The following is a 25,092-nucleotide window of genomic DNA, read 5'->3' as shown; positions in this document are numbered from 1 at the left end:
CGCCCGGTCACATTCCGAACCCGGAAGCTAAGACTCTCAGCGCCGATGGTACTGCAAGGGGGACCTTGTGGGAGAGTAGGACACCGCCGGACTCCTTTTGAAAGATCAGAGAGCCCCTTCTTCGGAAGGGGCTTTCTGCGTTTAACGCCCCGTCTGCAGGCGAGGCTCCGGGTTGGTAGAGTCGACCCTCACAACACAACAGCTGGCAGAGATTTTTAGGGAGTACCTCCGTGAGTGACCGAGACGACGACGACCGCAACGACCGTCCCCGACGCTCCGACGACTCCGGATCGGCTGCCGGCCGCCGACCGTCGAGTGGGCCTGGGGGCCCTCGACGCGATCAGCCACATGATTCCCGCCCGCCGCGCGGTGACCGCCCGCCGCGCGGTGACCGTCCGTCGTACGGTGACCGACCGCAACGGTCGGACCGCCCGTCTTCGGCAGGCCGGCCCCAGCGAAACGACCGTCCGTCGTCGGGGGATCGGCCGCAGCGCACCGATCGTCCGTCGTCGGGGGAGAGGCCCCAACGCAGTGACCGTCCGTCGTACGGCGACCGCGCGGGTCGGGGCGAGCGCCCCACGTACGGTGACCGTCCTCAGCGATCGGATCGCGCCTCCTCGGGGCGCAACGGCGGGGGAGACGATCGTCGCGGCGGTGGTGCCCTTCGCGGTGGTGGCGCTCCTCGCTCCGGGCGTGACTCGTTCCGCCCCCGCGAGACCCCCGAGGATCGCGACCCGTTCGGCATCAAGTCGGTGCGCCCGCCTCAAGACGTCGCGCATGTGCCCGACGACGTGGAACCCCGCGACCTCGACAAGGTCGCCCGCGGTGAGCTCAAGACCCTCAGCAAGGACAACGCCGACTGGGTCGCTCGTCACCTCGTCATGGCCGGACGCCTCATCGAGGAGGACCCCGAGGAGGCACACAAGCACGCTCTCTCGGCCGGTCGCCGTGCCGGTCGGATCGGTGTCGTCCGCGAGACGATCGCCATCACCGCCTACACGGTGGGTGACTACGCGATGGCGCTCCGTGAGCTGCGCACCTACCGGCGCATCTCGGGTCGCGAGGACCATCTCCCCCTGATGGTCGACAGCGAGCGAGGTCTGGAGCGCCCGGAGCGCGCGCTCGAGCTCGGTCGCTCCGTGGACCCGGCGACCCTGGACGTGCCGGTGCGCGTGCAGCTCGCCATCGCCATGTCGGGTGCCCGCCTCGATCTCGGTCAGGCGGAGGCCGCGCTCCGTGAACTCGAGATCCCTCAGCTCGACCGCTCCAAGGCCTTCTCGTACAGCCCCGATCTGTTCGACGCGTACGCGACGGTGCTCGACGACCTCGGCAGGGAGACCGAGGCCGACGAGTGGCGGGCACTGTCCGAGCGGGCCTCCGACGCCATCGACCGTCACCTGCAGGGCGACGACGGCGAGACGATCGAGATCGTCGAAGAGGACATCGAGTGGGAGGACGACTCCGCGGAGGAGGCTCCCGCCGAGGAGGCTTCTCTGGAGGAGGCTTCTCTGGAGGAGGCTCCCGTGGAGGAGGCTCCCGTGGAGGAGGCTCCCGTGGAGGAGCCCGCTCCCGCCGACGAGACCTCGACCGACGACGAGGGCGACCGTGGCTGACGGCCCCGCACCGCTCGACGGTGTCGACACCGTCCTGGCCGATCTCGACGGCGTCGTCTACCGGGGCAGTCAGGCCATCGAGCACGCGGTCGAGTCCCTAACCACCATCGCGGAGACGCTCCGAGTCGGCTACATCACGAACAACGCGTCGCGCACGGCCGCTGCTGTCGCGAACCAGCTGAGCGGCTACGGTCTGGAGGTGACCGCGGACGACGTGGTGACGTCCCCGCAGGCGGCTGTGCGCCTCCTCGGCGACACCGTGCCCGCAGGCTCGACGGTGCTGGTGGTGGGCGGCGAGGGGCTGACTTCCGTGCTCGAGGAGAACGGCTACGTCGTCACCCGCTCGGCGGACGACGAGCCGGCCGCCGTCCTGCAGGGCTTCAGCCCCGAGGTGGGCTGGGCGCAGCTGGCCGAGGCGTCGTTCGCGCTGCACCGCGGCATCCCGTGGATCGCCACGAACACGGACTGGACCATCCCGCAGGAGCGCGGCATCGCTCCCGGCAACGGCACGCTCGTGTCGGCCGTCCACACGGCCGTCGGGCGCCTGCCCGAGGTCGCGGGCAAACCCGAGACGCCGATCTTCACGGCTGCCGTCGAACGCTTCGGCGCGACGAAGGCGCTGTTCATCGGCGACCGGCTCGACACCGACATCATCGGCGCCAATCGCGCGGGGCTGCTCTCCGCGCTCGTGCTGACCGGCATCGACGGTTCGAAGGAGCTGCTGTCCGCCGACGCCGCGTCACGACCCGACTTCATCATCGGCGACCTGCGCGAGCTGCAGCAGCCCTACCCCGAGGTCGTCGAGCACGACGAGGACGACGTGCACGTCGTCAGCGTCCGGGACGCGAGCGTGGCGGTGCGCGGCCACGTCGTCCGGGTGCTCTCGCCCGGCGCCGACCCCACCGATCTCGTCCGAGCCGGCACCGCAGCGGTCTGGGGCACGAAGCGCGCCATCTACGCCCTCGACGTCGACCCCGCCCTGCACGCGGCTGACTAAGGTGGACGCCACCATGAGCGAGGACCACGAGACGACGGTGCCGACCACGGACCAGACGGAGGCGGTCGAAGGTCTGGAGGCGCGCCTCCAGCAGATCGAGCAGCAGCCTCTCGGCGAGCGCGTGGCGGCGTTCGGCGAGGTCCACGACGAGCTGCGAGACGTCCTCGAAGGCGCCGCCGCGGACGGACCGGAGGGCTCGTGAGCGACGCGACGACCCCCACCGCGGAGGGGGAGCGCCTGGACTCCGCGCTCGCCCGGCGCGGACTCGCCCGATCGCGCACACACGCGGCCCGGCTGCTCGCCGACGGTCTCGTGTCGATCAACGGTTCGGGTGTGCTGAAAGCCTCGACCCGCGTGTCCGAGTCCGATCGAGTCGAGGTCGCCGGGCTCGACCACTACGTCAGCCGAGCCGCCCACAAGCTGATCGCCGCACTCGACTCGTTCGGAGTCGACCCGGCCGGTCGCACGGCCCTCGACGTCGGAGCGTCGACCGGCGGTTTCACCCAGGTGCTGCTCGAGCGCGGGGCGCGGCATGTGATCGCACTCGACGTCGGGCACGGCCAGCTGTCTGCCGGCGTGCGCTCCGACCCGCGCGTGACGACCGTCGAGGGCGTCAACGCGCGGTACCTGACCCGCCCGCAGCTGCGCTCGATGTCGGCCGAGTCCGCGTCGATCGACCTCGTCGTCGCCGACGTCTCGTTCATCTCGCTGACGATGGTGCTGCCCGCGCTCGTCGAGAGCGCTGGTGTGGACAGCGAGTTCGTGCTGCTGATCAAGCCGCAGTTCGAGGTGGGGCGACAGGGCATCCGCGAGGGCGTCGTGCACGACCCCGGGTTGCGGAACGAGGCCGTCACGACGGTGATGTGGGCCGCGCACGACCTGGGGCTCGGTACCGCCGGGCTCATCCCCTCACCGGTCGTCGGAGGCGCGGGGAACCAGGAGTACTGCGTCCGCTTCTCGGCCTCCGCCGGGACGAATCCGACAGAATGGCTCAGCACGGCCGACAGCTTGACGGGAGCGTGAGAGACATCACTTCGACTAGGCACATCCTCGTCGTCTCGCACACGGGGCGACGCGACTCGATCGACGCCGCCCTCGTGGTCTGCGGGCTGCTCGCGGCGGCCGACGTGGTCCCGGTGCTGCCCCACGACGAGTTCGACGACATCAAGGCGGCCGAACCGGGTCTCGGGCGAGTGGGCATCCTCGGCGACGACGTGAGCTGCGACGACCTCGAGTGCGTGATCGTGCTGGGCGGCGACGGCACCATCCTGCGTGCCGCCGAGCTCACCCGAGGCACCTCGGCGCCCATCGTCGGCGTCAACCTCGGTCATGTCGGTTTCCTCGCCGAGAGCGAGCGCGACGAGATGACCGACACGGTGCGGCGCGTGCTCGCCCACGACTACGACGTCGAAGAGCGCTTCGCCCTCGACGTGACCGTCACCAACGGCAGCGAGATCGTCTACCAGACCTGGGCGATGAACGAGGCGACCGTCGAGAAGGCGTCGCGTGAGCGGATGCTCGAGGTCGTCATCGAGGTCGACGGTCGGCCCCTGTCGTCGTTCGGCTGCGACGGGGTCGTCATGTCGACCCCGACCGGCTCGACCGCGTACTCGTTCTCGGCCGGCGGCCCCGTCGTCTGGCCCGAGGTGCAGGCGCTGCTGCTGGTGCCGCTCAGCGCTCACGCGCTCTTCGCCCGCCCCCTCGTGGTGGGCCCCGACTCCGTGCTCGCCGTCGAGGTGCTGAACCGCACCGAGGCGAAGGGCATCCTCTGGTGCGACGGTCGGCGAGAGCACGACCTGCCGCCGGGCGCCCGCGTCGAGTGCACGCGGTCGACGCAGCCGGTCCGTCTGGCGCGTCTGCGCCAGGGGCCGTTCACCGACCGGCTCGTCGCGAAGTTCCACCTGCCGGTCACCGGTTGGCGCGGTCCGGATCAGGCGGCCACCTCGTGATCGAGGAGATCTCGATCCGCGACCTCGGCGTGATCGGTCGCGCCACCCTTCCGCTCGGACCCGGCTTCACGGCCGTCACCGGCGAGACGGGCGCAGGCAAGACCATGGTGGTGACGGCCCTGGGGCTGCTGCTCGGCCAGCGCGCCGAGAGCGGCATCGTCCGCTCGGGCAGCGGTCAGGCCGTCGTCGACGGGCGCTGGCTGGTCGCCGCCGACGGGCCGGTCGTCGATCGGGTGACCGAGGCCGGCGGCGACGTCGACGACGGCGAGCTGCTGCTCAGCCGCGTCGTCTCGGCCGAGGGGCGCAGCCGCGCCATCGTCGGCGGTCGTGCCGCACCGATCGGCGTGCTCGGAGACCTCGGCGACCACCTCGTCGTCGTGCATGGGCAGTCCGAGCAGATCCGCCTCAAGTCGGCAGCCGCCCAGCGCGCCGCCGTCGACGCCCACGGCGGTGCGCCGCTCGCCGAGGCCGCCGCGTCGTACCGCGTCGCGTACGACGCCTGGCTGGCCGCGCGTGCCGAGCTGGACGAGATCACCCGCGACCGCGACGCCCGCCGGGCCGAGGCGGACGACCTCCGGGCCGCCATCGCCGAGATCGAGGGGGTCGCCCCCGTCGCCGGCGAGCTCGACGAGCTCGACGCCACCGCCGAACGCCTGAGCAACGCCGAAGACCTGCGTCTCGCCGCGGGGCTCGCCCACGAGATCCTGTCGACCGAGGCCGTCGACGGCACCCGCGACGTCCTCGGGCTCGTGGAGGAGGCCCGTCGGCAGATCGATCGCGTCGCACCCCACGACCCGGCCCTCGGGCCGATCGCCGATCTGCTCGCCGAGATGAGCGTGCAGGTCTCCGAGACGTCGTCTCGGCTCTCGAGCTACCTCGGTGGTCTCGACGGAGACGCGGCCGGCGATCTCGAGGCCGTTCAGACCAGACGCGCCGATCTGTCGGCGCTCGTCCGCCGTCACGGCCCGACCCTCGACGACGCCATCCGTCTGCTCGACGACGGCAGCCGTCGTCTGCTCGAGCTCGACGGCGACGACGACCGCCTGGCCCAGCTCGACGACGAGGTGCGCGAGTTCCGGGCCGAGGCGGAGACCAGGGCGGCGCGACTGACCGAGCTGCGCCGCGCCTCCGGAGCGGACCTGTCCGAGCGTGTCAGCGCCGAGCTCGGAGCCCTCGCCATGACGGGCGCCGAGATCGTCGTCGAGGTGACGCCCCGCGACGAGCTCGGAGCCTCGGGGGCCGACGTCGTGTCGCTGCTGCTGCGGCCGCACCCCGGCAGCGAGCCCCGCCCGCTCGGCAAGGGTGCGTCGGGCGGCGAGCTGTCGCGCGTCATGCTCGCCCTCGAGGTCGTCATGGCCGGATCGAGCGACGTGCCCACGTTCGTCTTCGACGAGGTCGACGCCGGCGTCGGCGGCTCGGCCGCGATCGAGATCGGCAGGCGGCTCGCCGCCCTGGCCGATCGAGCGCAGGTCATCGTCGTGACTCACCTCGCCCAGGTCGCCGCGTTCGCCACGAACCACCTGCGGGTCGTGAAGGACGCCTCGGGCGAGGTCACCGCGAGCAGCGTGCAGCAGCTCGAGGGCGACGACCGGGTCGCCGAGATGGCGCGGCTGCTCTCGGGGCTGCCCGACAGCACGAGCGGGCTGGACCACGCCCGCGAACTGCTCGACCTGGCGCGAGACCGAGCCGACACACGTTCGTAACACCCCGTGGCTGGTCTGCGCCCCGCTCGTGACATAGGATGGAATCCCGTGGTGAACGTACAGAACTCGGGCCCTGATTCCTCTTCGATCGACGGGGGCGGCCCTTCTGACGCCGCCTCGTCGGGCCGCGCCGGCCTCACGAGCGACTCGGTGACACCCTCCGTCACGAAGCACATCTTCGTCACCGGCGGCGTGGTCTCGTCGCTCGGCAAGGGCCTCACCGCCGCCAGCCTCGGCAACCTGCTGACCGCCCGCGGACTCCGCGTCGTGATGCAGAAGCTCGACCCGTACCTCAACGTCGACCCGGGCACGATGAACCCCTTCCAGCACGGCGAGGTCTTCGTCACCGACGACGGCGCCGAGACCGACCTCGACATCGGGCACTACGAGCGGTTCCTCGACATCAACCTCGATCAGGCCGCGAACGTCACGACCGGCCAGATCTACTCGACCGTCATCGCGAAGGAGCGCCGCGGCGAGTACCTGGGCGACACCGTGCAGGTGATCCCGCACATCACCGACGAGATCAAGCGCCGCATGCGTCAGCAGGCCGAGGGCGACCTCAAGCCCGACGTGATCATCACCGAGGTCGGCGGCACGGTAGGCGACATCGAGAGCCAGCCGTTCATCGAGTCGGCCCGTCAGGTGCGTCACGAGCTCGGTCGCAAGAACGTCTTCTTCGTGCACGTCTCGCTCGTGCCGTACATGGGCGCGTCGGGTGAGCAGAAGACCAAGCCGACGCAGCACTCGGTAGCGGCGCTCCGTTCGATCGGCATCCAGCCCGACGCCCTCGTGCTCCGCAGCGACCGTCCCGTCAGCGAGAGCAACAAGCGGAAGATCGCCCTGATGTGCGACGTCGACGAAGACGCCGTCGTCAATGCGAAGGACGTCGCGAGCATCTACGACATCCCCACCATGCTGAACGAGCAGGGCCTCGACTCGTACATCATCCGTCACCTCGGTCTCGACGAGAAGGCCGGCGAGGTCGACTGGTCGGGCTGGCAGACCGTGCTCGACGCCGTGCACCAGCCCAAGCACGAGGTGACCATCGGTCTGGTCGGCAAGTACATCGACCTGCCCGACGCCTACCTCTCTGTCACCGAGGCGCTGCGGGCCGGGGCGTTCGCGCACCAGGCCAAGGCGAAGCTCGTGTGGATCCCCTCCGACGACTGCGAGACCCCCGAAGGCGCGGCCGCCGCGTTGTCGCAGGTCGACGGGATCTGCGTGCCCGGCGGCTTCGGCATCCGCGGCATCGAGGGCAAGCTCGGCGCCCTGCGGTTCGCCCGCGAGAACAAGATCCCCGCGCTCGGCCTGTGCCTCGGGCTACAGTGCATGGTCATCGAGTACGCGCGCAACGAGGCCGACCTGGCCGGCGCCTCCTCGTCCGAGTTCGACCCCGAGACCGAGTTCCCCGTCATCGCGACGATGGCCGAGCAGGTCGACATCATCGCCGGCGGAGACCTCGGTGGCACCATGCGCCTCGGTCTGTACCCGGCCGCGCTGACACCGGGTTCGCTGGCGGCCGAGCTGTACGGCTCCGAGCTGGTCGACGAGCGTCACCGCCACCGCTACGAGGTCAACAACCAGTACCGCCAGCAGATCGCCGACGCCGGCCTGCGCTTCTCGGGCACGTCGCCCGACGGCACCCTGGTCGAGTACGTCGAGCTCGACCGCAGCGAGCACCCGTTCTACATCGGCACGCAGGCGCACCCCGAGCTGCGGTCGCGCCCGAACCACGCGCACCCGCTGTTCAGCGGTCTCGTCGAGGCGTCGCTCGAGCGTCAGAACTCGAGCCGACTGTTCGCCGACGACGCGGACGACGCCGGCCAGGCCGGTCAGGTCGGTCACGTCGACGCCGAGACGGTCGGCGCATGAGCGAGCTGCTCGCCGACGAGGCCTTCGAGCCCGAGGTCACGTCGTCCGACGTCGTCTTCGAGGGCGCCGTGTGGAACATCCGCCGCGACGCGTTCGACTACGACGGCGCGACGATCGTCCGAGAGTACGTGGCCCACACCGGCGCCGTCGCGATCCTCGCCGTCGACGACGAGGCGCGTGTGCTCGTGATCCGGCAGTACCGGCACCCGATCCGGTCGCGCGAGTGGGAGCTCCCCGCCGGTCTGCTCGACGTCGACGGCGAGCCGAAGCTGGCCGCCGCTCAGCGCGAGCTCGCAGAGGAAGCCGACCTCGCGGCGACCGACTGGCGCGAGCTCGTGACCTTCCGCACGACCCCCGGCGGCAGCGACGAGACGGTGACGGTCTTCCAGGCGACGGGCGTCTCGGCCACCGAGACGGCGTTCGCCCGCGAGGCGGAGGAGGCCGACATCGAGGTGCGCTGGGTCGCCCTCGACGACATCGTCTCGGGTGTGCTCGCCGGCCGGCTGCAGAACTCCATCCTCGCCATCGCCGCCCTCGCGGCCCACGCCTCGCGCTGACCGCGCACCGACGGCCCGGTCTCGCATGACCACCATCGAGGAGGCGGTCGACCGGTACCTGAGGCACGTCACCGTCGAGCGGGGTCTCTCCGCCAACACGGTGGCGGCTTATCGACGCGATCTCGCACTGTGGCAGGGGCATCTCGAGGAGGCGCACCGCGCCTCCCCGGGGGACGTCACGGTCGCCGACGTGGCCGCGTTCCCGGTCGCGCTCTCGACTCGCGCCGAGAGACCGCTCGGTGCGGCGAGCGTCGCCCGCGTGCTGTCGTCGGTCAGGGGGCTGCACCGGTTCCTGCTCGAGGAGGGCCTGGTCGAGACCGACGTCGCCGCGACGACGCGTCCGCCCAAGCTGCCCGGTCGCCTGCCGAAGGCGATCTCGGTCGCGCAGATCGAGGCCCTGCTGGCTGCGACGGACGGCGACGACCCCGTGCGGGTGCGCGACAAGGCCCTGCTCGAGGTGCTCTACGCGACCGGGGCGCGGGTGAGCGAGGCGGTGTCGCTCAATGTCGACGACGTCATCGAGGGCGACGTCGTCCGGTTGTTCGGCAAGGGCGGCAAGCAGCGCATCGTGCCGCTCGGCAGCTTCGCCCGCCGTGCTCTCGACGACTACCTCGTGCGCGCACGCCCCGGGTTCTCGGTGCGGGGCGAGGCGACGCCGGCGCTCTTCCTCGGCGCTCGCGGCGCTCGGCTGTCGCGTCAGAACGCCTGGCTGGTGATCCAGGCGGCCGCCGAGCGGGCCGAGCTCGACGTCGACGTCTCGCCGCACACGTTCCGCCACTCGTTCGCGACGCACCTGCTCGAGGGCGGCGCGGACGTGCGGGTGGTGCAGGAGCTGCTGGGTCACTCGTCGGTCGCGACCACGCAGATCTACACGCTCGTGACGGCCGACGCGCTGCGCGACATGTACTCGCAGGCGCACCCCCGGGCGCGTCGGCGGACTCCGCGCCCTACCGCGGCACCTGGTGTCTGACCAGGTAAAACCCTCAGGCAAGGCATGAACCTTCTTCGCCCTCGGGTCGGGCGCGGCAGACCGCCGGTGTCGGGGGTCGCCGTTACCATCGTCGTGTGAGCACCAAGCCGACATCGAGCACACCCGCCCTCTTCGAGGCCGCTCCGTCGACCCCGGCGTCGACCGGGCCGGTCAACGGCCCCACCGGTCGCCCTCGCACCGAGTTCGCCGTCCCCGAGCGTCTCGACGGTCACGGCCCGGCGCGCATCATCACCCTCTGCAACCAGAAGGGCGGTGTCGGCAAGACCACGACGACCATCAACCTCGGCGCCTCGTTCGCCGAATACGGCCGACGCGTGCTCGCCATCGACTTCGACCCCCAGGGCGCCCTCACCGCGGGGCTCGGCGTGCAGGCGCACGACCAGGCCACGGTCTACGACCTGATGATCGGCACCGAGCGCGACGCGCACGCGGTCATCGTCCCCACCCGAGTCGAGAACCTCGACGTCATGCCGGCGAACATCGACCTCTCTGCCGCCGAGGTGCACCTGGTCAACGAGGTCGCCCGCGAGCAGATCCTGGCCCGCATCATCCGTCAGGTCAGCGACGAGTACGACGTCATCCTGATCGACTGCCAGCCCTCGCTCGGTCTGCTGACCGTCAACGCGCTGACCGCCGCGCACGGCGTGCTCATCCCGCTCGAGTGCGAGTTCTTCGCCCTGCGCGGTGTGGCCCTGCTGGTCGAGACGATCGAGAAGGTCCGCGACCGTCTCAACCCCGCCATCACGCTCGACGGCATCCTGCCGACCATGTTCGACTCGCGCACGCTGCACAGCCGCGAGGTGCTCGAGCGCGTGGTCGAGGCGTTCGGCGACGAGGTGCTCGAGACCGTCATCGGCCGCACCGTGAAGTTCCCCGACGCATCCGTGGCCGGCACCCCCATCACCCAGTTCGCCCCCGAGCACCCGGCGGCCCAGGCCTACCGGCAGTTGGCCCGAGAGCTGATCGCGCGTGGTGCCGCGGCCTGACGCCAGCGTCGTCACCGACGCCCTCTCCGCCCCCGATGCCGTCGGCACCGGGTTCGCGGTCACGCTGTCGAACTTCAGCGGCCCGTTCGATCTGCTGCTGACGCTGATCGGCAGACGTGAGATGGACGTCACCGAGGTCGCGCTGAGCGCCGTCACCGACGAGTTCATCTCATACCTCAAGACGGTCGACACCGGCGAGAACCTCGATCAGGCGAGCGAGTTCATCGTCGTCGCCGCGACCCTGCTCGATCTCAAGGTCGCCGGTCTGCTGCCGCAGGGCGAACTCGTCGACGCCGAAGACGTCGCGCTGCTCGAGGCGCGCGACCTGCTCTTCGCCCGGCTGCTGCAGTACCGGGCGTTCAAGCAGGCCGCCGAGTGGTTCGGCGAGCACGGCACGGCCGAAGCGGCCCGGCACGCTCGATCGGTGCGGCTCGAGCAGAAGTACCGGGTGACGACCCCCGAGCTCGTCTGGACGCTCAGCCCCGACGACTTCGCCGCCCTCGCGACCCTCGCGCTCGCCCCGCGCGAGCTGCCGACGGTCGGGCTCGACCACCTGCACGCCCCGCTCGTCAGCATCCGCGAGCAGGCGGCCGTCGTCGTCTCGATGCTGCGAGACGGCGGCACCCTGACCTTCCGCGAGCTCGTATCGGGCGTCGACGAGCGCGGCGTCGTCGTCGCGAGGTTCCTGGCACTGCTCGAGCTCTACCGTCACGCCGTCATCTCGTTCGAGCAGATCGAGCCGCTCGGCGAGCTCAGCGTCCGATGGACGGCGCTCGACTGGAACGACGAGGCGCTCGACAGCCTGGGGGCCGACTATGACGACTGAGGCGACCGGCACTCGCGAGGCGACCCGCGCCTCCTCGGCGACCCGCGCCTCCTCGGGGCAGGGCGCCGTGTCGGGGCAGGCGATCGCCCGCTCGCTCGAGGCGATCCTGATGGTGGCCGACGAGCCGCAGTCGCTCGTGTCGCTGGCGACCGCGGTCGGTGCTCCGACGGCGGCGGTGCGCCAGGCCGTCGAGTCGCTCGTGGCGGACTTCGACGGCGCCGACGGCGGCACCCGGCGCGGATTCGAGCTGCGCGAGGTGGGCGGCGGCTGGCGATTCTACGTCCGCCCCGAGTTCGACCCGGTCGTCCGCGATTTCGTGCTGACGCAGAACCCGTCCAGACTGTCGCAGGCGGCTCTCGAGACGCTGGCGGTCATCGCCTACAAGCAACCCATCACCCGCAGCAGCATCGCGCAGATCCGCGCGGTGAACGTCGACTCGGTCGTACGCACGCTGCTCGGGCGCGGTCTCATCACCGAGTCGGCCACCGACTCCGAGACCGGAGCCATCACCTACGAAACGACGGAACTCCTGTTGACCCATCTCGGCCTCAATTCACTCGATGAGCTGCCGCTCATCTCCCCGCTGCTCTCCGACGGTCAAGAAGGGTTCGACGATGTCGCCTGAGAACGAGTCCGAGCTGCCCTCGGGCGAGCGCCTGCAGAAGGTCATGGCCGCGGCGGGCGTGGCCTCGCGTCGCGTCTCCGAAGACCTCATCGCCGCCGGCCGGGTCACGGTCAACGGCAAGGTCGTCACCGAGGCCGGTCGACGCATCGACCCCGACAAAGACAAGGTCGTCGTCGACGGCAGCGCCGTGCAGCTCGACACGACGCGCCGCTACGTCATGCTGAACAAGCCCGTCGGCGTGGTCAGCACGCTGAGCGACGAGAACGAGCGACCCGACCTCCGTCAGTTCACCAACGAGTTCGAAGAGCGCCTCTTCAACGTCGGCCGCCTCGACGTCGAGACCTCGGGTCTGCTGCTGCTGACCAACGACGGCGAGCTGGCCCACGTGCTGGCGCACCCCTCGTTCGGTGTCACCAAGACCTACATCGCGAAGGTGCGCGGCGTCATCACGCCCAACGTCATCGCCCAGCTGCTGTCGGGCGTCGAGCTCGACGACGGCCCCATCTCCGCCGACAAGGCCGCGCTCGTCGGCGGCGGCGCGGGGCTGTCGCGCTCGAACGACTCGTCGCTGATCGAGATCACGCTGCACTCGGGTCGCAACCGCGTCGTCCGCCGCATGCTCGAGGCCGTGGGCCACCCCGTCATCGACCTCGTGCGCCGCTCGTTCGGGCCGCTGCACCTCGGCACGCTGAAGGTCGGCCACATGCGCACGCTGAACAAGGCCGAGCTCGGGGCGATCCTCACGATCGCGCGCGACGCGACGCCCTCGCCCAGGGTCGACGCCGCGCCGGTGACCGAGAGCGCCGATGCGCCGGTCGTCGAGGCCGACGTGGTCGAGGTCGCCCTCGACGACGACGAGGTCGAGAAGGAGTTCTACGACGAGGACGACGAGGAGTTCGACCCCGCGACCGACGCCCGCGACGCCAAGCGCCGCCGGGGCCCGTCCGGCTTCAAGGGCGACACCGGTGCGGCCACGTCACGACGCTCGGAGGTGCGCCGCCAGCAGGCCGGCCGCCGCGAGACGCGCGACGACCGCGGTGCGGGCGGGGCCCGACCGGTTCGTGACGACCGTGGTGGGTACGGCTCGCGTGACGACCGTGGCGCTCGACCGGCTCGTGACGACCGCGGGTACGCGTCGCGTGACGACCGTGGTGCCCGTCCGGCTCGTGACGACCGTGGCTACGGCTCGCGTGACGACCGCGGTGGTTACAGCAGCAGCCGAGGAGGCGCGGCGCAGGGTGGATCCGCCCGTGACGACCGCGGTGCGCGACCTGAGCGTGGCGGCTACAACCGCGATGACCGCGGGGCGCGGCCCGAGCGTGGTGGCTACAACCGTGATGACCGCGGTGCGCGCCCCGAGCGCGGTGGCTACAACCGTGACGACCGTGGTGGCCGACCCGAGCGTGGCGGCTACGACCGCGACGACCGTGGTGCCCGGCCCGAGCGCGGTGGGTACAGCCGTGACGACCGTGGTGGGCGCCCCGAGCGTGGCGGACGCCCGGACGGCGGCGGACGCCCGGATCGCGGCGGCTTCGTGTCGCGGGACGACCGTGGCGGCCGACCCGAGCGCGGCGGCTTCGTCTCGCGTGACGACCGTGGCGGGCCCGGCGCTCGCGGCGGCGACCGTCCGCTGAGCCCCGGCGAAGAGCGTGCGGCGGGCTACCCGAACCGCGACCAGAACCGCGACCCCCGCACTGGGCGTCCCTCCGGCGTCCGCGCCGGCGGCCCCGGCCGTGGCGGCCGTGAGGACCGCAGCGGCGACCGCGGCGGCTACCAGGGCCGCGACGACCGCGGTGCCGAGCGTGGCGGATACCAGGGTCGTGACGACCGTGGTGCCGAGCGCGGCGGTTACCAGGGTCGCAACGACCGTGGTGGCTACCAGGGGCGCGACGGCGGCTCCTCCGAGCGCGGCGGTTACCAGGGTCGCAACGACCGTGGTGGCGAGCAGCGCGGCGGAGACCGTGGCGGCTACCAGGGTCGCAACGACCGTGGCGGCGACCGCGGCGGCTACCAGGGTCGTGACGACCGTGGCGGCTCGCGCGGCGGTCCCGCTCGTGACGACCGCGGCGGCGACGACCGTCGCGGCGGGTCGCGCGGCGGCGACCGTCCGTACAAGCCCCGTGGCGACGACGGAGGGCGTGGTCCTCGCGGGGGTGGCCGGTCGTGACCGAGCCGACCCGCGCCTCCTCGGCTGACGCGGTCGGCATCGACGAACAGACCGACGAGCAGGCAGACGCCCACGGTCTCGCCGACGGCAGCCGACGGCTGGCCGGTCAGGTGCGGATCGTGGGCTCCGGCCTGCTCGGCACGAGCATCGGGCTGCGGCTCAGGCAGCACGGCGTCGACGTCATCCTCGACGACGTCTCGCCGGCCGCCCGCAGCCTCGCCATCGACTACGGCGCGGGTCGCGCACCCGCGAGCGACGACCGGCCCACGCTGGTCGTCGTCGCCGTGCCGCCCGACGTCACCGCGACCATCGTCGCGACCGAGCTCGAGAGATTTCCGGAGGCACTGGTCACCGACGTCGCGTCGGTCAAGGTCGCGCCGCTGGTCGAGCTGCGTCAGCTCGGCGCCGACGTCTCGCGCTACATCGGCTCGCACCCCATGGCCGGTCGTGAGCGGGGCGGAGCCGTCTCGGCCCGCGCCGACCTCTTCATCGGCCGCCCGTGGGTCATCGCCGGGCACGACGACATCACCTACCGACGCGCCGCGGCCGTCGAGGACCTCGCCCTCGATCTCGGGGCCACCCCGATCGAGATGACCCCCGACGAGCACGACGCCGGCGTCGCGCTCGTCAGCCACGTGCCCCAGGTCGTCGCCAGCCTCATGGCCAGCCGACTCGCCGACGCCCCCGATTCGTCGCTCGACCTCGCCGGCCAGGGCGTGCGCGACGTCACCCGCATCGCCGCCAGCGATCCGGCGCTCTGGGTGCAGATCCTCGGTGCGAACGCCTCGCGCGTCGTCGAGGTGCTGCGCGCCCTGCGCGTCGACCTCGACGGGGTCATCGGCGCGCTCGCCGCCCCCGAGGCGCCCGGCGCACGCCGGGCCGTGGCCGAGGCGATCGGCGCCGGCAACGGGGGAGTCTCGCGCCTGCCCGGCAAGCACGGCTCGATGACCCAGTTCAGCTCGGTGATCGTGCTCGTCGACGACACCCCGGGGCAGCTCGCCCGGCTGCTCACCGAGATCGGTGAGATCGGCGTCAACCTGGAAGACCTGCGCCTGGAGCACTCGCCCGGCGCCCCGGTAGGACTCGCGGAGGTGGCCATCGTGCCCGACCAAGAACAACGACTCGTCGCCGAACTCGAACGGCGCGGCTGGACCATCGCGGGGGCGTTCGCATGAGCGGCACCGAGCCCACCGTCGACCCGGGCGTCGACCCCGCCGTCGACCCGGCCCTCGACGTCGAGCGCTCGCCCGGCGAGCACGGCGTGGGCGGGCCGGCCGGCGAGGCCCACACCGCCGAGCTGCGCGACGAGACCGCCGAGGCCGTGCACCGTCACCTCGTGGTGGCCGTCGACGGCCCGGCCGGCAGCGGGAAGTCGAGCGTGAGCCGCGCCTCCGCGTCGGCCCTCGGGTTCGACTACCAAGACACAGGGGCCGCCTACCGGGCCTTCGCCCTGCACGCCCTCGACAGCGGCGTCGACCTCGACGACGCCGAGGCGATCATCGGGGTGCTGCCCTCGTTCCGGTACGACATCACGATCGACCCGGCCCGCGCCTCCTCGGTGACGATCGACGGTCGCGACGTGACGGACGAGATCCGGACCCCGCGGGTCACCACCGCCGTGAGCCACGTCGCGAAGCTGCCGGAGGTGCGTCGGTACATGGTCGACCTCTTCCGCCGCATCATCGCGTCGACCGAGAAGCCCGGCATCGTGACCGAGGGGCGCGACATCACGACCGTCGTCGCACCCGATGCCCAGGTGAGGATCCTGCTCACGGCGACCGAAGAGGCTAGAATGGCCAGGCGTTCCGCCGAGGTCACCGGGCAGAGTGCCGATGAGACAGCTCGGCAGCTGTCGAACCGTGACCGGCTTGACAGCAAGGTCGTCGACTTCATGACCGCCGCCCCCGGCGTGTCGACCGTCGACTCCACCCATCTCGACTTCGACCAGACGGTGAACGCCGTGGTCGGGCTCGTGCGAGCGAGCACCCCCTCTTAATAAGGAATCACCATGGCAGACGACGACAAGTACCCCGAGCTCGACGAGCAGATGGTCGGCCGCATCCAGGCGATGCCCGACGAAGACGCCGACCAGCGCGCTCGCGCACTGCGCGCCGGCCTGGCCGACTACGACCTCGACGAAGAGGACGTCAACGTCCTCGAGGGCGGCGAATGGGACCCTGACGCCCTCACCTACGCCCCGGCCCTGCCGGTGCTCGCCATCGTCGGTCGCCCGAACGTCGGCAAGAGCGCCATGGTCAACCGGATCCTCGGGAGGCGCGAGGCCGTCGTCGAAGACAAGCCCGGCGTCACGCGCGACCGCGTCTCGTACAAGGCCGAGTGGGGCGGGCGTCGCTTCACCCTCGTCGACACCGGCGGGTGGGAGCCCGACGCCATCGGCATCGACAAGTCCGTCGCCATGCAGGCCGAGATCGCCGTCGACCTCGCCGACGCCGTGCTGTTCGTCGTCGACGTGAACGTCGGAGCGACCGCCACCGACGAGGCCGTCGTGCGCATGCTGCGCGCCTCGCACAAGCCCGTCATCCTCGTCGCCAACAAGAGCGACGACGCCCGCAAGGACCTCGAGGCCGCATCGCTCTGGTCGCTCGGTCTCGGCGAGCCGTTCCCCGCCTCGGCGGTGCACGGTCGCAACGTCGCCGACCTGCTCGACCTCTGCATGACGAAGCTGCCCGCGGTGTCGACCGTGGCGAAGGAGGAGATCGGCGGGCCCCGCCGCGTCGCGATCCTCGGTCGCCCGAACGTCGGCAAGAGCTCGCTGCTGAACAAGGCGGCCGGCGAAGAGCGCGTCGTCGTCAACGAGCTCGCGGGCACGACCCGCGACCCCGTCGACGAGCAGGTCGAGATCGCCGGGCGCGTGTGGACCTTCGTCGACACCGCCGGCATCCGCAAGCGCGTGCACCTCCAACAGGGTGCCGACTTCTACGCGTCGCTCCGCACCTCGGCCGCGCTCGAGAAGGCGGAGGTGGCCGTCGTCGTCATCGACGTCACCGAGTCGATCTCGACTCAGGACCTGCGGATCATCGACCTGGTGCTCGAGTCGGGCCGTGCGCTCGTGCTCGCGTTCAACAAGTGGGACCTCCTGGACGACGACCGTCGCCGCTACCTCGAGCGCGAGATCGAACAGGACCTCGATCACGTGTCGTGGGCACCGCGCGTCAACATCTCGGCCCGCACCGGTCGCCACCTCGAGAAGCTCGTGCCCGCGCTCGAGCTCGCCCTCGAGTCGTGGGACACCCGCATCCCCACCGGCAAGTTCAACGCCCTGCTCGCCGAGCTCGTCGCCGAGCACCCGCACCCGCTGCGCTCGGGCAAGCAGCCCCGCATCCTGTTCGGCACCCAGGCGGCCAACCGCCCGCCGACCTTCGTGCTCTTCACGACCGGGTTCCTCGACCCGCAGTACCGCCGCTTCATCACGCGCCGCCTGCGCGAGATCTTCGGCTTCGAGGGGACGCCGATCACCGTGAACATGCGGGTGCGCGAGAAGCGCAAGCGCGCGTAGTCGGGCTGGTCGCTCGACGCCAGAAGGTGGACACGACGCCGGGTTTAAGCCTGGTGCTGTGTCCACCTTCTGGCGTTGTGGGGCCGCGCGGTGTGGGGCTGGGCGTCCGTGATACGCCGCCACCTTGTCGACACCCCGCCATCTGATCTGGTGGCGGGGTGTCGAGTCGGTGGCGGTGAGAGTGCGGCGATCTGCGGACTCGAGGGATGCCGGGCCGATCTCGCACCGCGCCTCCTGGGCCGTGATCGACCCTCCCTCCACAGGCGTCGGCCGGGCAGGGCGTCTCCACGATGTCCTGACCCCCTCGTTCACCTTGCTAGTGTGATGTGAATCACGTACGGTATGCGAAGCCGTGGGGCGAGGTGGAAGAGGGAGCGAGTGGCGGATCTGCAGGTCGACGAGTCGGCGTTGTCGGGGGTGGCATCGGCCGTGTCGGGGGCGCGGGGAGACATCGGGTTCGACGCGGCTCTGACCCGAGGGTCGTCCGACGCGGTGGGGGCCGCCCGGGTGGCCGAGGCGCTCGACGAGACGACGCGGCAGCTCCGTCGTCGTGTCGAGTTCCTGGGTGGGGTGCTCGAGCGCCTGAGTCTGTTCCCCGCGGCGTTCGTGCGTGAGGTCGGGCGCACCGACTCGGCACTTGCGACGGGGGTGTCGGGGGCCGGGGGTGCGGTTCGCGACGTCTCGTCGAGGGTCGCGGCTGCGGCTGGGGCTGGGGCTGGGGCTGGCGCTGGGGCTGGGGCTGGCGCTGGGGCTGCGGCTGGCGCTGGCGCTGCGGCTGCTGCTGGCGCCAGGGCTGGGGCCGGGACCGGTATTGAGGCTGGCTCGGGCTCGGGGGCCTTCACCGGGGCCGAGACTGGGGTCGGGGCGGGGACCTTCACCGGGGCCGGGACCGGGGTCGGGGCTGCGGCGGGGGGCCGTCCATGACCGCGACGGGGGTTATCGGCGGGACGGGATCGGGCGCCGGTCCGGGGTCGGGATCGGTGGAGGCGATCGAGCGGGCCGCACGAGCGCGATCGCAGAAGGCCGACGACCACGAGCTGGCCGCCTTCCAGCTGAGAGAGGCGGCGTCGTGGGCGGCCGGTTCGTGGCAGGGGCGTTCGGGGCGGGAGTTCGCGGCGGCGACCGCCGACGTCGCCGCCGAGTTGACGGCGCTGGCCGCCGGGCTCGAGCAGCACGCGTCGACTCTGCGGGTCTACGCGCGTGCGGTCGAGGCGATCCAAGACCGGCTGCGGGCGTTGGAGGCACGGCGCACGAAGGCGCACACGTCGCTGATGCTGGGGGAGGCGCGGGTCGAGGCGATCACGCGCGAGGCAGCCGAGCTGGCGGTGGCGGATCCGACCGGGGTCGCGGCGGCGGTCGACTTCCGGGCGGGCGAGAGGTCGACGCTGCAGCGCCGTATCGACGACGACCAGCGCGAGCTGCGAACTGTCGAACGTGCCGTCGACGAGCTGGAGCACGAGCGGGCGGCGGCCGATCGTCGATGCATCGACGAGCTGACGGACCCGGTCGTGATCGGTCGACCGCGGGCGATCGGCGAGGCGGCGGTCGCGACCCCGTCGGCCGAGCAGCTGCTGGCGCTGCTGGGCGGGCTGTCACGGACGGATCTCGGACTGCTGCTCGACGACCACCCCGAGCTGGTCGACAAGGCGCTCCGGGCCGACCCCGAGCGGGTGCGAGCGTGGTGGGACGAGCTGGGTCGCACAGGGCCGATCGACGACGACGGGCTGAGCCCTGAGCAGGCGGCGCTGGTGGTGGGGGCGCCCATGGTGGTCGGGTCGCTCGATGGTCTGCCGCCGTCGGCGCGGGTGCTCGCGAACCGGGTGAACGCCGGACGTCGTCGCGACGAGCTCGAGGCGATGATGGCCTCCGGGGGGCCACCTGGCGCCCGGTTCACCGCCGACGAGATCGCGGCGATGACACGAGAGCGGGCCTATCTCGCGGGGGCCGTCGCCGAGCCTCCCGTCGTGAAGCTGTATCTCTTCGACCCGGCCGCCGATCGGATCGTCGAGATGATCGGCGAGTTCGGCCCCGAGACCACGACGATCGCCACCTACGTGCCGGGCACGGGGACGACGCTCGACTCGTTCTATCAGGAGCCACGAGGCGTGCAACAGGTGGGGGACTGGTTCGCGGCGCGTGACGGACGCACGGTCACGTTCGTCGCGAAAGACGGGCGATTCCCGCAGACGATCCCCGAGGCGAACGTGCCGGCCTTGGCCGAGCCCACGGCCGCCCGGCTCGTCGGCTTGCAGAACGGACTCCGGCAGTCCTACGACCCCGCGCTCGTCAGCGAGGCGGGCATCGGGCACAGCTGGGGCCTGGCGAACGTGACGTCGTCGGAGGTGGCGGGCGCCCACTACGACCACGTCGTGTCCCTGGCCGGCGCGGGCATGCCGAGCACCTGGCAGCCCCGCGAGGGGACGACCTACACGGACTACCGCTACCTCGACTTCCTGCAGGTCGCGCAGTGGTCGGGTCAGGTGTGGAGCGGCAGGAACCCCGGCAACCACTGGGCGTTCGACAACGAGGGACTCCTCAAGGGTCCGCATGATGCGGAACTCGCTCTGACGACGTCACTCGAACGGAAGATGGAGATCCTGGTCGAGAACCACTCGCTCATCGCGCAGAACAATGCCCGGAATCTGCAAGCACTCGAGCGGATCGAACGGCTGGTGGCGCGGTGAGACTGACGTCCGTGTTCGTGCCGTCGGTCGTTCTCGCTGCAGCTCTCGTCATCTGCGGATGTTCGACGGAGAAGGAGGAGCAGAAGGAGCAGGTGGAGATGACGGAGCAGGTGGACATGACGGAGACGACCGCAGGAGTCGCCCTGGCGGAGGCCAAGGCACAGACCCAGGAGACGGCTCTGGAGGTGGCGAAGGTCATTCCGCAGCCTCTCGTCGCGTCAGTGGTGCAGAACCCGAAGGGCAGCATCCTCACCTCGAGTGACGGGACGCATCACTGGGCCGGGCACCTGGACATCGTCTTCACCGGGCCTGTCGACGCCGAGCCGTACTTCGAGACGGGGGTCGACCACTGGGGAGGCCGTGACGGCTGGACTGCCGAACGCGATCAGATGCCCGACGGCTCCCCGCAGCTGGTGATCACCGGCCCGGGAGGCTCCGTGTATCTCCTGTCCATGGCCCTGGACCGTCGGTCGGCGCACCTCTCCACCATGTCGCCGAGCGCGGACATCGAGCCCGGCGAGGTCCGAGGGCCGAGCTACTGAGCGTGATCCACCGCTGATCCCGAGCAGGCGGAGCGCGAGGAGGGCTCGGGTAGGGCAGCATTGTCTCTCGTGAGACGCGTGGGCGAGGTGCGAAGGTGACGGGCGCTGGGCTGTGGCACCGCGCCTCCTCGGTGACTGGGCTGTCGGCGGCCGCCGACCGGGTGTGGCAGCGGCTGCAGCTCGACCGGTTCGCGGGCGGGCGGCACGCGGGCTACGTCATCCACGAGGACATGCGCGAGCACCCGCGCACCGTCCGCAGCTTCGGGGGCATCCGGTGGCTGCTGTTCGGCGAGACGGTCGTCGGGTTGACCGCGATCTTCATCGCGGCGGTCCTCGCCAGCCGGGGCGAGCACGTCCCCTGGGCGGTGTGGTTCCGGTCGACCGTCGTCCTGTTCATCACCGCCTCGCTCTACGTCTTCGCCTGGCGCGCCCAGCTCGGCTACTACTGGGCGTACGCACGACTCAGGCTCTTCAGCCGCATCTTCCCGATCGTGACGCTGATCGTCGCGACCATCCCCGGGCTCTACCCCGGCTGGATGGTCGTCGAGCAGATCGTGTTCTCGCTGCTCATGATCGGCATCGGCGACCTTCTCACCAGCGACCACATGCGCGCCGCGTTCCCCAAGCCGGTGCGGCCCGCGGCATCGTCGAGGCGATGACCACGTCACGGGGCGCTCGTGCTCCGATGAACCGCGTTCGCGAAGATGAACTGCGATAGATCGCGGTTCATCTTCGCGAACGCGGTTCATGAGGCGGCCGAGCGGGTCTGCTGGCGCGAGCGGGGCGGCTAGCGCCAGCGGCGCAGCGCCACGCGCTGCACCACGTTCAGCACGGTGTCGCTCAGCGTGCCGAGCAGCGCCAGCAGCAGGATCGCCAGGTAGATGCGGTCGACGCGACCGTTCGACTGCGACTCCGTCAGCAGGAACCCGAGCCCCATCGACGAGGCGATCAGCTCCGCCGCGACCAGGAACAGCCACGCCTGCGCGAGCGCGAGCCGCAGCCCCGACACCAGCGACGGGATCACCGCCGGCAGCTGCACCCGCGTGAACAGCGACACCCGGCGCAGCCCGTAGGCCCGCCCCGCCTCGACGAGGTGCGGGTCGACGTGCCGCAGCGACCCGGCGACGGTCGTGAACACCGGGAACGCCGCGCCGATCGCGATCAGCGTGATCTTCGAGTCCTCGCCGATGCCCAGGTACAGGATCAGCAACGGCACCCACGCGAGCGACGGCACGGCGCGCACGGCCGCGATCGACGGCGCCAGCACGGCCTCGCCCACCCGCGACAGCCCGACGACGGCACCGAGCACGAGTCCGATCAGCGAGCCGACGGCGAAGCCGATCAGCACCCGCTGCACCGAGATCGCGACGTACTGCCCGAGCTGCCCGGTGCCGGCGAGCTGCACGCCGGCCGTCCAGACGTCGAGCGGCGACGGCACGCGATAGCTGGGCACGCCTCCGACGCTGGTGGCGAGAAGCCAGGCAGCGAGCACGGCGACGGGCAACAGCACCCCGAGCAGTGCCAGGGGGAGGCGTCGGCGACGGGAGGGAGCCGAGGAGGTGCGCCGCGCCTCCTCGGCTGCTGCTGCGGTCGGAGGGACGGTCGCGTCGCGGACGGCCTGACGGGCGTCGGCCTCGCGGGTGCTGCCGGAGACGAGATCGGTCACGACGGGTCGGCCTCCTCGGCGAAGGAGGGGTCGAAGAGCGAGTCGAGGGCGTCGTCGACGGTGTCTTGCGAGGCGACGTCGCCGGTCTCGACGAGGATCGGCGCGACGACCTCGAGGACGGCGCGCTGGTCGTCGCCGGGCACGGGGTCGACGTCGAAGTGGGTGCGCTCGAGCACGCTGGTGGCGACGGCGGGGTCGATGCCGGCGACGTCGGCGAGGATGCTCGCGGTCTCGTCGGGGTTGTCCTCCGCCCAGGCGCGGGCCTTCTCGTAGGCGTCGACGACGACCTGGGCGACGTCGGGCGACTCGTCGATGAACGACTCGGTCGCGTTGAGGAACCCGTATGTGTTGAAGTCGACGTTGCGGTAGATGAGTTTCGTGTTCGACTCGGCCTCGCTGGCGGCCATGATCGGGTCGAGGCCCGACCAGGCGTCGACGCTGCCGTTCTCGAGGGCGGCGCGTCCGTCGGCGTGCTGGAGGTTCTCGATGGTGACGTCGTCGGCGCTGAGCCCGGCCTCGTCGAGCGCCTGCAGCAGGAAGAAGTACGGGTCGGTGCCGGTCGTGGCGGCGATCGTCTTGCCTTCGAGGTCGTCGACGTCGGTGATGTCGCTGTCTTCGGGGACGACGAGGGCCGACCACTCGGGCTGCGAGTAGATGTCGATCGTGTGGATGGGTGAGCCGTTCGAGCGGGCGAGCAGAGCGGCGGAGCCGGCCGTGGAGGCGACGTCGACGGCTCCGGCGCGCAGCAGCTCGTTGGCCTTGTTGCTGCCGGCCGACTGGGTCCAGGTGACCTCGACGTCGTCGCCCAGCGCCTCCTCGATGAAGCCCTGGTCTTTGACGATCAGGCTGAGGGGGTTGTAGGTCGCGAAGTCGATGTTCAGGGTGTCGGTGGACCACTCGCCGCTGGTGCTGCTGCCTGCGGCGGCATCGGAGTCGGTGCCCGCGCCGGCCGCGTCGCCCTGGGCGTCTTCGCCGGCGACGCAGCCGGTGAGGGCGAGCGCGGTCGCGGCGGTGAGGGCGAGGGCGCCGGCCCAGGAGGTGCGGGTGCGGCGAGTGAAGGAGGGGCGGGTCGTCATCGTGTCGTCTCCGTGCTGTCGGGGGCGGTGCAGTTCGTGGGGAGGATCTGGGGTGTGGGCGCGTTTCGCGGGGCGGGGTGTTCGCGTTTTCGCTATTACGTGTGGATGCGTAGTGGGGTGTCGGGCTGGGTGGCTGGGGGCGGGGTTGGTGGGGCGTGAGGGGGAGGCGCTGTTACGCGTGCATGCGTAGTAGCTAGTGCGGGGTGGCGGTGGGGGCGGGGGTGGCGCGGGGGGTGCGGACTACTCCGAGCTCGGCGAGGAGGTCGTGGCGGAGGGTGGCGAGGGCGGGGTCGTCGCGGTCGCGGCGGCCGAGGCCGGCTCCGGGGACGTCGACTATGCGGCGGATGCTGGAGGGGTGGGCGGTGTGGGGGGCTGGCACCGCGCCTCCTCGGGGCGGGGCGGGGGTGGCGTCGGCCGCGGCGAGGTCGTCGAGGAGGACGATGCGGTCGGCGAGGTAGAGGGCCTCGTCGACGTCGTGGGTGACGAGCACGACGGTGGTCGGCAGCGCGTCGTGCACATCGAGCAGGAGGTCCTGCATGCGGAGGCGAGTGAGGGCGTCGAGAGCTCCGAACGGCTCGTCGAGCAGCAGGATGGTCGGTTCGCGGGCCAGGGCGCGGGCGAGGGAGGTGCGCTGGGCCATGCCTCCGGAGACCTGGCGGGGGCGGTGCCCTCCAACGCTGCCGAGCTGGACGAGGTCGAGCAGCTCGGTGATGCGGGCGCGGTTCTCGTCTTTCGTGGGCTTGCTGCCGTCTGTCTTGCGCTTGGGCAGGCCGAGGGCGACGTTGTCGCGGAGGGTGCGCCAGGGCAGGAGGCGCGGCTCCTGGAACGCGATCGCGCACCGCTGGTCGGCGGGCCGGCTGGGGGAGTCGTCGATGACGACGCTGCCGCTGTCGGGCACGTCGAGTCCGCCGATCTGGCGCAGCAGCGTCGACTTGCCGCAGCCGCTCGGCCCGAGCACGGCGACGATCTCACCGGCCGCCACCTCGAGGTCGACCGCGCGCAGCACGTCGCGCGCGAACCGTCGACCGACACCGCGGACCGAGATCGGCAGGGCGCGGGAGGCGGTGGTCGCGATGGTGGGCATGCCCTGACGGTAGGTGGCCGGGGGAGTTGCTGCTTGGCGGGCGTAACGCGGCGCAACGTGGGGTGTCTTGTCGCGGGCCGGGTTGTGGTGAACGCCGCCGTGATGAGTCGTCTGCGTGAGGCTCCGGTCGACCGGCCGCGACTTGATCGTGTCTCGCGTGGCGCGAACCGCCTCGACGATCCGCTATGCTGATCGGGTTGCCTCGGTCGGGGCAACACCAAGGAATCAGTTGCT

21 protein-coding genes, 1 rRNA gene and 1 pseudogene are annotated in these 25,092 nt (G+C 71.4%); 20 read left to right on the top strand and 3 right to left on the bottom strand.

Features of this window, described 5'->3' with window-relative positions:
* From rrf to SOM11_RS04685, 20 genes and pseudogenes are all read left to right on the top strand, one after another.
* Window positions 1-92 (top strand): 5S ribosomal RNA (rrf, locus tag SOM11_RS04780); the annotation flags it as partial.
* Window positions 93-779: 687 nt separating this feature from the next.
* Window positions 780-1,613, top strand: a complete 834-nt coding sequence (locus SOM11_RS04775) for a hypothetical protein (RefSeq protein WP_320477344.1) — start codon at window positions 780-782, stop codon at window positions 1,611-1,613.
* On the top strand, window positions 1,606-2,610 hold the full coding sequence (locus SOM11_RS04770; RefSeq protein ID WP_320477343.1) for an HAD-IIA family hydrolase: 1,005 nt from the start codon (window positions 1,606-1,608) through the stop codon (window positions 2,608-2,610). Before SOM11_RS04775 ends, SOM11_RS04770 begins: the two co-directional genes overlap by 8 nt.
* A gap of 13 nt (window positions 2,611-2,623) precedes the next feature.
* The gene (locus SOM11_RS04765) at window positions 2,624-2,812 is read left to right on the top strand and encodes a hypothetical protein (protein WP_320477342.1); all 189 of its coding nucleotides are present in this window, start codon (window positions 2,624-2,626) and stop codon (window positions 2,810-2,812) included.
* The gene (locus tag SOM11_RS04760) at window positions 2,809-3,633 is read left to right on the top strand and encodes a TlyA family RNA methyltransferase (RefSeq protein WP_320477341.1); all 825 of its coding nucleotides are present in this window, start codon (window positions 2,809-2,811) and stop codon (window positions 3,631-3,633) included. The genes SOM11_RS04765 and SOM11_RS04760 overlap by 4 nt, the downstream gene beginning before the upstream one ends.
* Complete coding sequence (locus tag SOM11_RS04755) at window positions 3,597-4,559, top strand: NAD kinase (RefSeq protein ID WP_320477340.1); 963 nt, start codon at window positions 3,597-3,599, stop codon at window positions 4,557-4,559. Before SOM11_RS04760 ends, SOM11_RS04755 begins: the two co-directional genes overlap by 37 nt.
* Window positions 4,556-6,262 (top strand): DNA repair protein RecN, encoded by a 1,707-nt coding sequence (gene recN, locus SOM11_RS04750; protein WP_320477339.1) that lies wholly within the window; start codon window positions 4,556-4,558, stop codon window positions 6,260-6,262. Before SOM11_RS04755 ends, recN begins: the two co-directional genes overlap by 4 nt.
* A 150-nt stretch (window positions 6,263-6,412) precedes the next feature.
* Window positions 6,413-8,137, top strand: a complete 1,725-nt coding sequence (locus tag SOM11_RS04745; RefSeq protein ID WP_320477338.1) for a CTP synthase — start codon at window positions 6,413-6,415, stop codon at window positions 8,135-8,137.
* Window positions 8,134-8,694 carry an NUDIX hydrolase gene (locus SOM11_RS04740; RefSeq protein ID WP_320477337.1) on the top strand — a complete coding sequence of 187 codons (561 nt, stop codon included), beginning with the start codon at window positions 8,134-8,136 and terminating at the stop codon, window positions 8,692-8,694. The genes SOM11_RS04745 and SOM11_RS04740 overlap by 4 nt, the downstream gene beginning before the upstream one ends.
* 25 nt (window positions 8,695-8,719) lie before the next feature.
* Window positions 8,720-9,664 carry a site-specific tyrosine recombinase XerD gene (xerD, locus tag SOM11_RS04735; protein ID WP_320477336.1) on the top strand — a complete coding sequence of 315 codons (945 nt, stop codon included), beginning with the start codon at window positions 8,720-8,722 and terminating at the stop codon, window positions 9,662-9,664.
* Between the two features lie 95 nt (window positions 9,665-9,759).
* Window positions 9,760-10,671, top strand: coding sequence for a ParA family protein (locus tag SOM11_RS04730; protein ID WP_192060563.1), 912 nt, complete (start codon window positions 9,760-9,762; stop codon window positions 10,669-10,671).
* Window positions 10,655-11,497: a segregation and condensation protein A gene (locus tag SOM11_RS04725; protein WP_414655444.1), complete on the top strand. Its 843-nt coding sequence runs from the start codon at window positions 10,655-10,657 to the stop codon at window positions 11,495-11,497. The genes SOM11_RS04730 and SOM11_RS04725 overlap by 17 nt, the downstream gene beginning before the upstream one ends.
* On the top strand, window positions 11,487-12,122 hold the full coding sequence (gene scpB / locus SOM11_RS04720; protein ID WP_320477335.1) for an SMC-Scp complex subunit ScpB: 636 nt from the start codon (window positions 11,487-11,489) through the stop codon (window positions 12,120-12,122). Before SOM11_RS04725 ends, scpB begins: the two co-directional genes overlap by 11 nt.
* Window positions 12,112-12,894, top strand: a pseudogene (locus tag SOM11_RS04715) (pseudouridine synthase); the annotation flags it as partial. The gene scpB and the pseudogene SOM11_RS04715, both read left to right, overlap by 11 nt.
* A gap of 1,433 nt (window positions 12,895-14,327) precedes the next feature.
* A complete protein-coding gene (locus SOM11_RS04710) occupies window positions 14,328-15,464 on the top strand; it encodes a prephenate dehydrogenase (protein ID WP_320477355.1) in 1,137 nt (378 codons plus the stop codon).
* Window positions 15,461-16,285 carry a (d)CMP kinase gene (gene cmk, locus SOM11_RS04705; RefSeq protein WP_197981877.1) on the top strand — a complete coding sequence of 275 codons (825 nt, stop codon included), beginning with the start codon at window positions 15,461-15,463 and terminating at the stop codon, window positions 16,283-16,285. Before SOM11_RS04710 ends, cmk begins: the two co-directional genes overlap by 4 nt.
* 72 nt (window positions 16,286-16,357) lie before the next feature.
* The gene (der, locus tag SOM11_RS04700) at window positions 16,358-17,806 is read left to right on the top strand and encodes a ribosome biogenesis GTPase Der (protein WP_371740743.1); all 1,449 of its coding nucleotides are present in this window, start codon (window positions 16,358-16,360) and stop codon (window positions 17,804-17,806) included.
* Window positions 17,807-18,726: 920 nt separating this feature from the next.
* Entirely contained in the window at window positions 18,727-20,490 is a 1,764-nt protein-coding gene (locus SOM11_RS04695) for a hypothetical protein (protein ID WP_320477334.1), read from the top strand.
* Window positions 20,487-21,032 (top strand): hypothetical protein, encoded by a 546-nt coding sequence (locus tag SOM11_RS04690; protein WP_320477333.1) that lies wholly within the window; start codon window positions 20,487-20,489, stop codon window positions 21,030-21,032. Before SOM11_RS04695 ends, SOM11_RS04690 begins: the two co-directional genes overlap by 4 nt.
* A gap of 95 nt (window positions 21,033-21,127) precedes the next feature.
* Complete coding sequence (locus tag SOM11_RS04685) at window positions 21,128-21,691, top strand: hypothetical protein (RefSeq protein WP_243216188.1); 564 nt, start codon at window positions 21,128-21,130, stop codon at window positions 21,689-21,691.
* A 128-nt stretch (window positions 21,692-21,819) separates the two neighbouring features.
* Here the strand turns inward: SOM11_RS04685 and SOM11_RS04680 are convergent, their stop codons facing one another.
* The 3 genes from SOM11_RS04680 to SOM11_RS04670 form a co-directional block, all read right to left on the bottom strand.
* Window positions 21,820-22,698 carry an ABC transporter permease gene (locus SOM11_RS04680; protein WP_320477332.1) on the bottom strand — a complete coding sequence of 293 codons (879 nt, stop codon included), beginning with the start codon at window positions 22,696-22,698 and terminating at the stop codon, window positions 21,820-21,822.
* Window positions 22,695-23,774 carry an aliphatic sulfonate ABC transporter substrate-binding protein gene (locus SOM11_RS04675; protein ID WP_320477331.1) on the bottom strand — a complete coding sequence of 360 codons (1,080 nt, stop codon included), beginning with the start codon at window positions 23,772-23,774 and terminating at the stop codon, window positions 22,695-22,697. The genes SOM11_RS04680 and SOM11_RS04675 overlap by 4 nt, the downstream gene beginning before the upstream one ends.
* Before the next feature lie 193 nt (window positions 23,775-23,967).
* Entirely contained in the window at window positions 23,968-24,858 is an 891-nt protein-coding gene (locus SOM11_RS04670) for an ABC transporter ATP-binding protein (RefSeq protein WP_320477330.1), read from the bottom strand.
* Window positions 24,859-25,092 lie beyond the last annotated feature (234 nt).

Source organism: Frigoribacterium sp. CFBP9029 (assembly GCF_034045305.1).
GTDB lineage: Bacteria > Actinomycetota > Actinomycetes > Actinomycetales > Microbacteriaceae > Frigoribacterium.
This window is presented reverse-complemented; position numbering and strand designations above follow the sequence as displayed.

What these genes read in the sequence shown, in the direction of transcription:
- xerD (WP_320477336.1), top strand. Translation starts at nt 8,720, where the DNA reads ATGACCACCATCGAGGAGGCGGTCGACCGGTACCTGAGGCACGTCACC.
- cmk (WP_197981877.1), top strand. Translation starts at nt 15,461, where the DNA reads ATGAGCGGCACCGAGCCCACCGTCGACCCGGGCGTCGACCCCGCCGTC.
- SOM11_RS04765 (WP_320477342.1), top strand. Translation starts at nt 2,624, where the DNA reads ATGAGCGAGGACCACGAGACGACGGTGCCGACCACGGACCAGACGGAG.
- SOM11_RS04695 (WP_320477334.1), top strand. Translation starts at nt 18,727, where the DNA reads ATGACCGCGACGGGGGTTATCGGCGGGACGGGATCGGGCGCCGGTCCG.
- SOM11_RS04670 (WP_320477330.1), bottom strand. Translation starts at nt 24,858, where the DNA reads ATGCCCACCATCGCGACCACCGCCTCCCGCGCCCTGCCGATCTCGGTC.
- der (WP_371740743.1), top strand. Translation starts at nt 16,358, where the DNA reads ATGCCCGACGAAGACGCCGACCAGCGCGCTCGCGCACTGCGCGCCGGC.
- scpB (WP_320477335.1), top strand. Translation starts at nt 11,487, where the DNA reads ATGACGACTGAGGCGACCGGCACTCGCGAGGCGACCCGCGCCTCCTCG.
- SOM11_RS04740 (WP_320477337.1), top strand. Translation starts at nt 8,134, where the DNA reads ATGAGCGAGCTGCTCGCCGACGAGGCCTTCGAGCCCGAGGTCACGTCG.
- SOM11_RS04755 (WP_320477340.1), top strand. Translation starts at nt 3,597, where the DNA reads ATGGCTCAGCACGGCCGACAGCTTGACGGGAGCGTGAGAGACATCACT.
- SOM11_RS04675 (WP_320477331.1), bottom strand. Translation starts at nt 23,774, where the DNA reads ATGACGACCCGCCCCTCCTTCACTCGCCGCACCCGCACCTCCTGGGCC.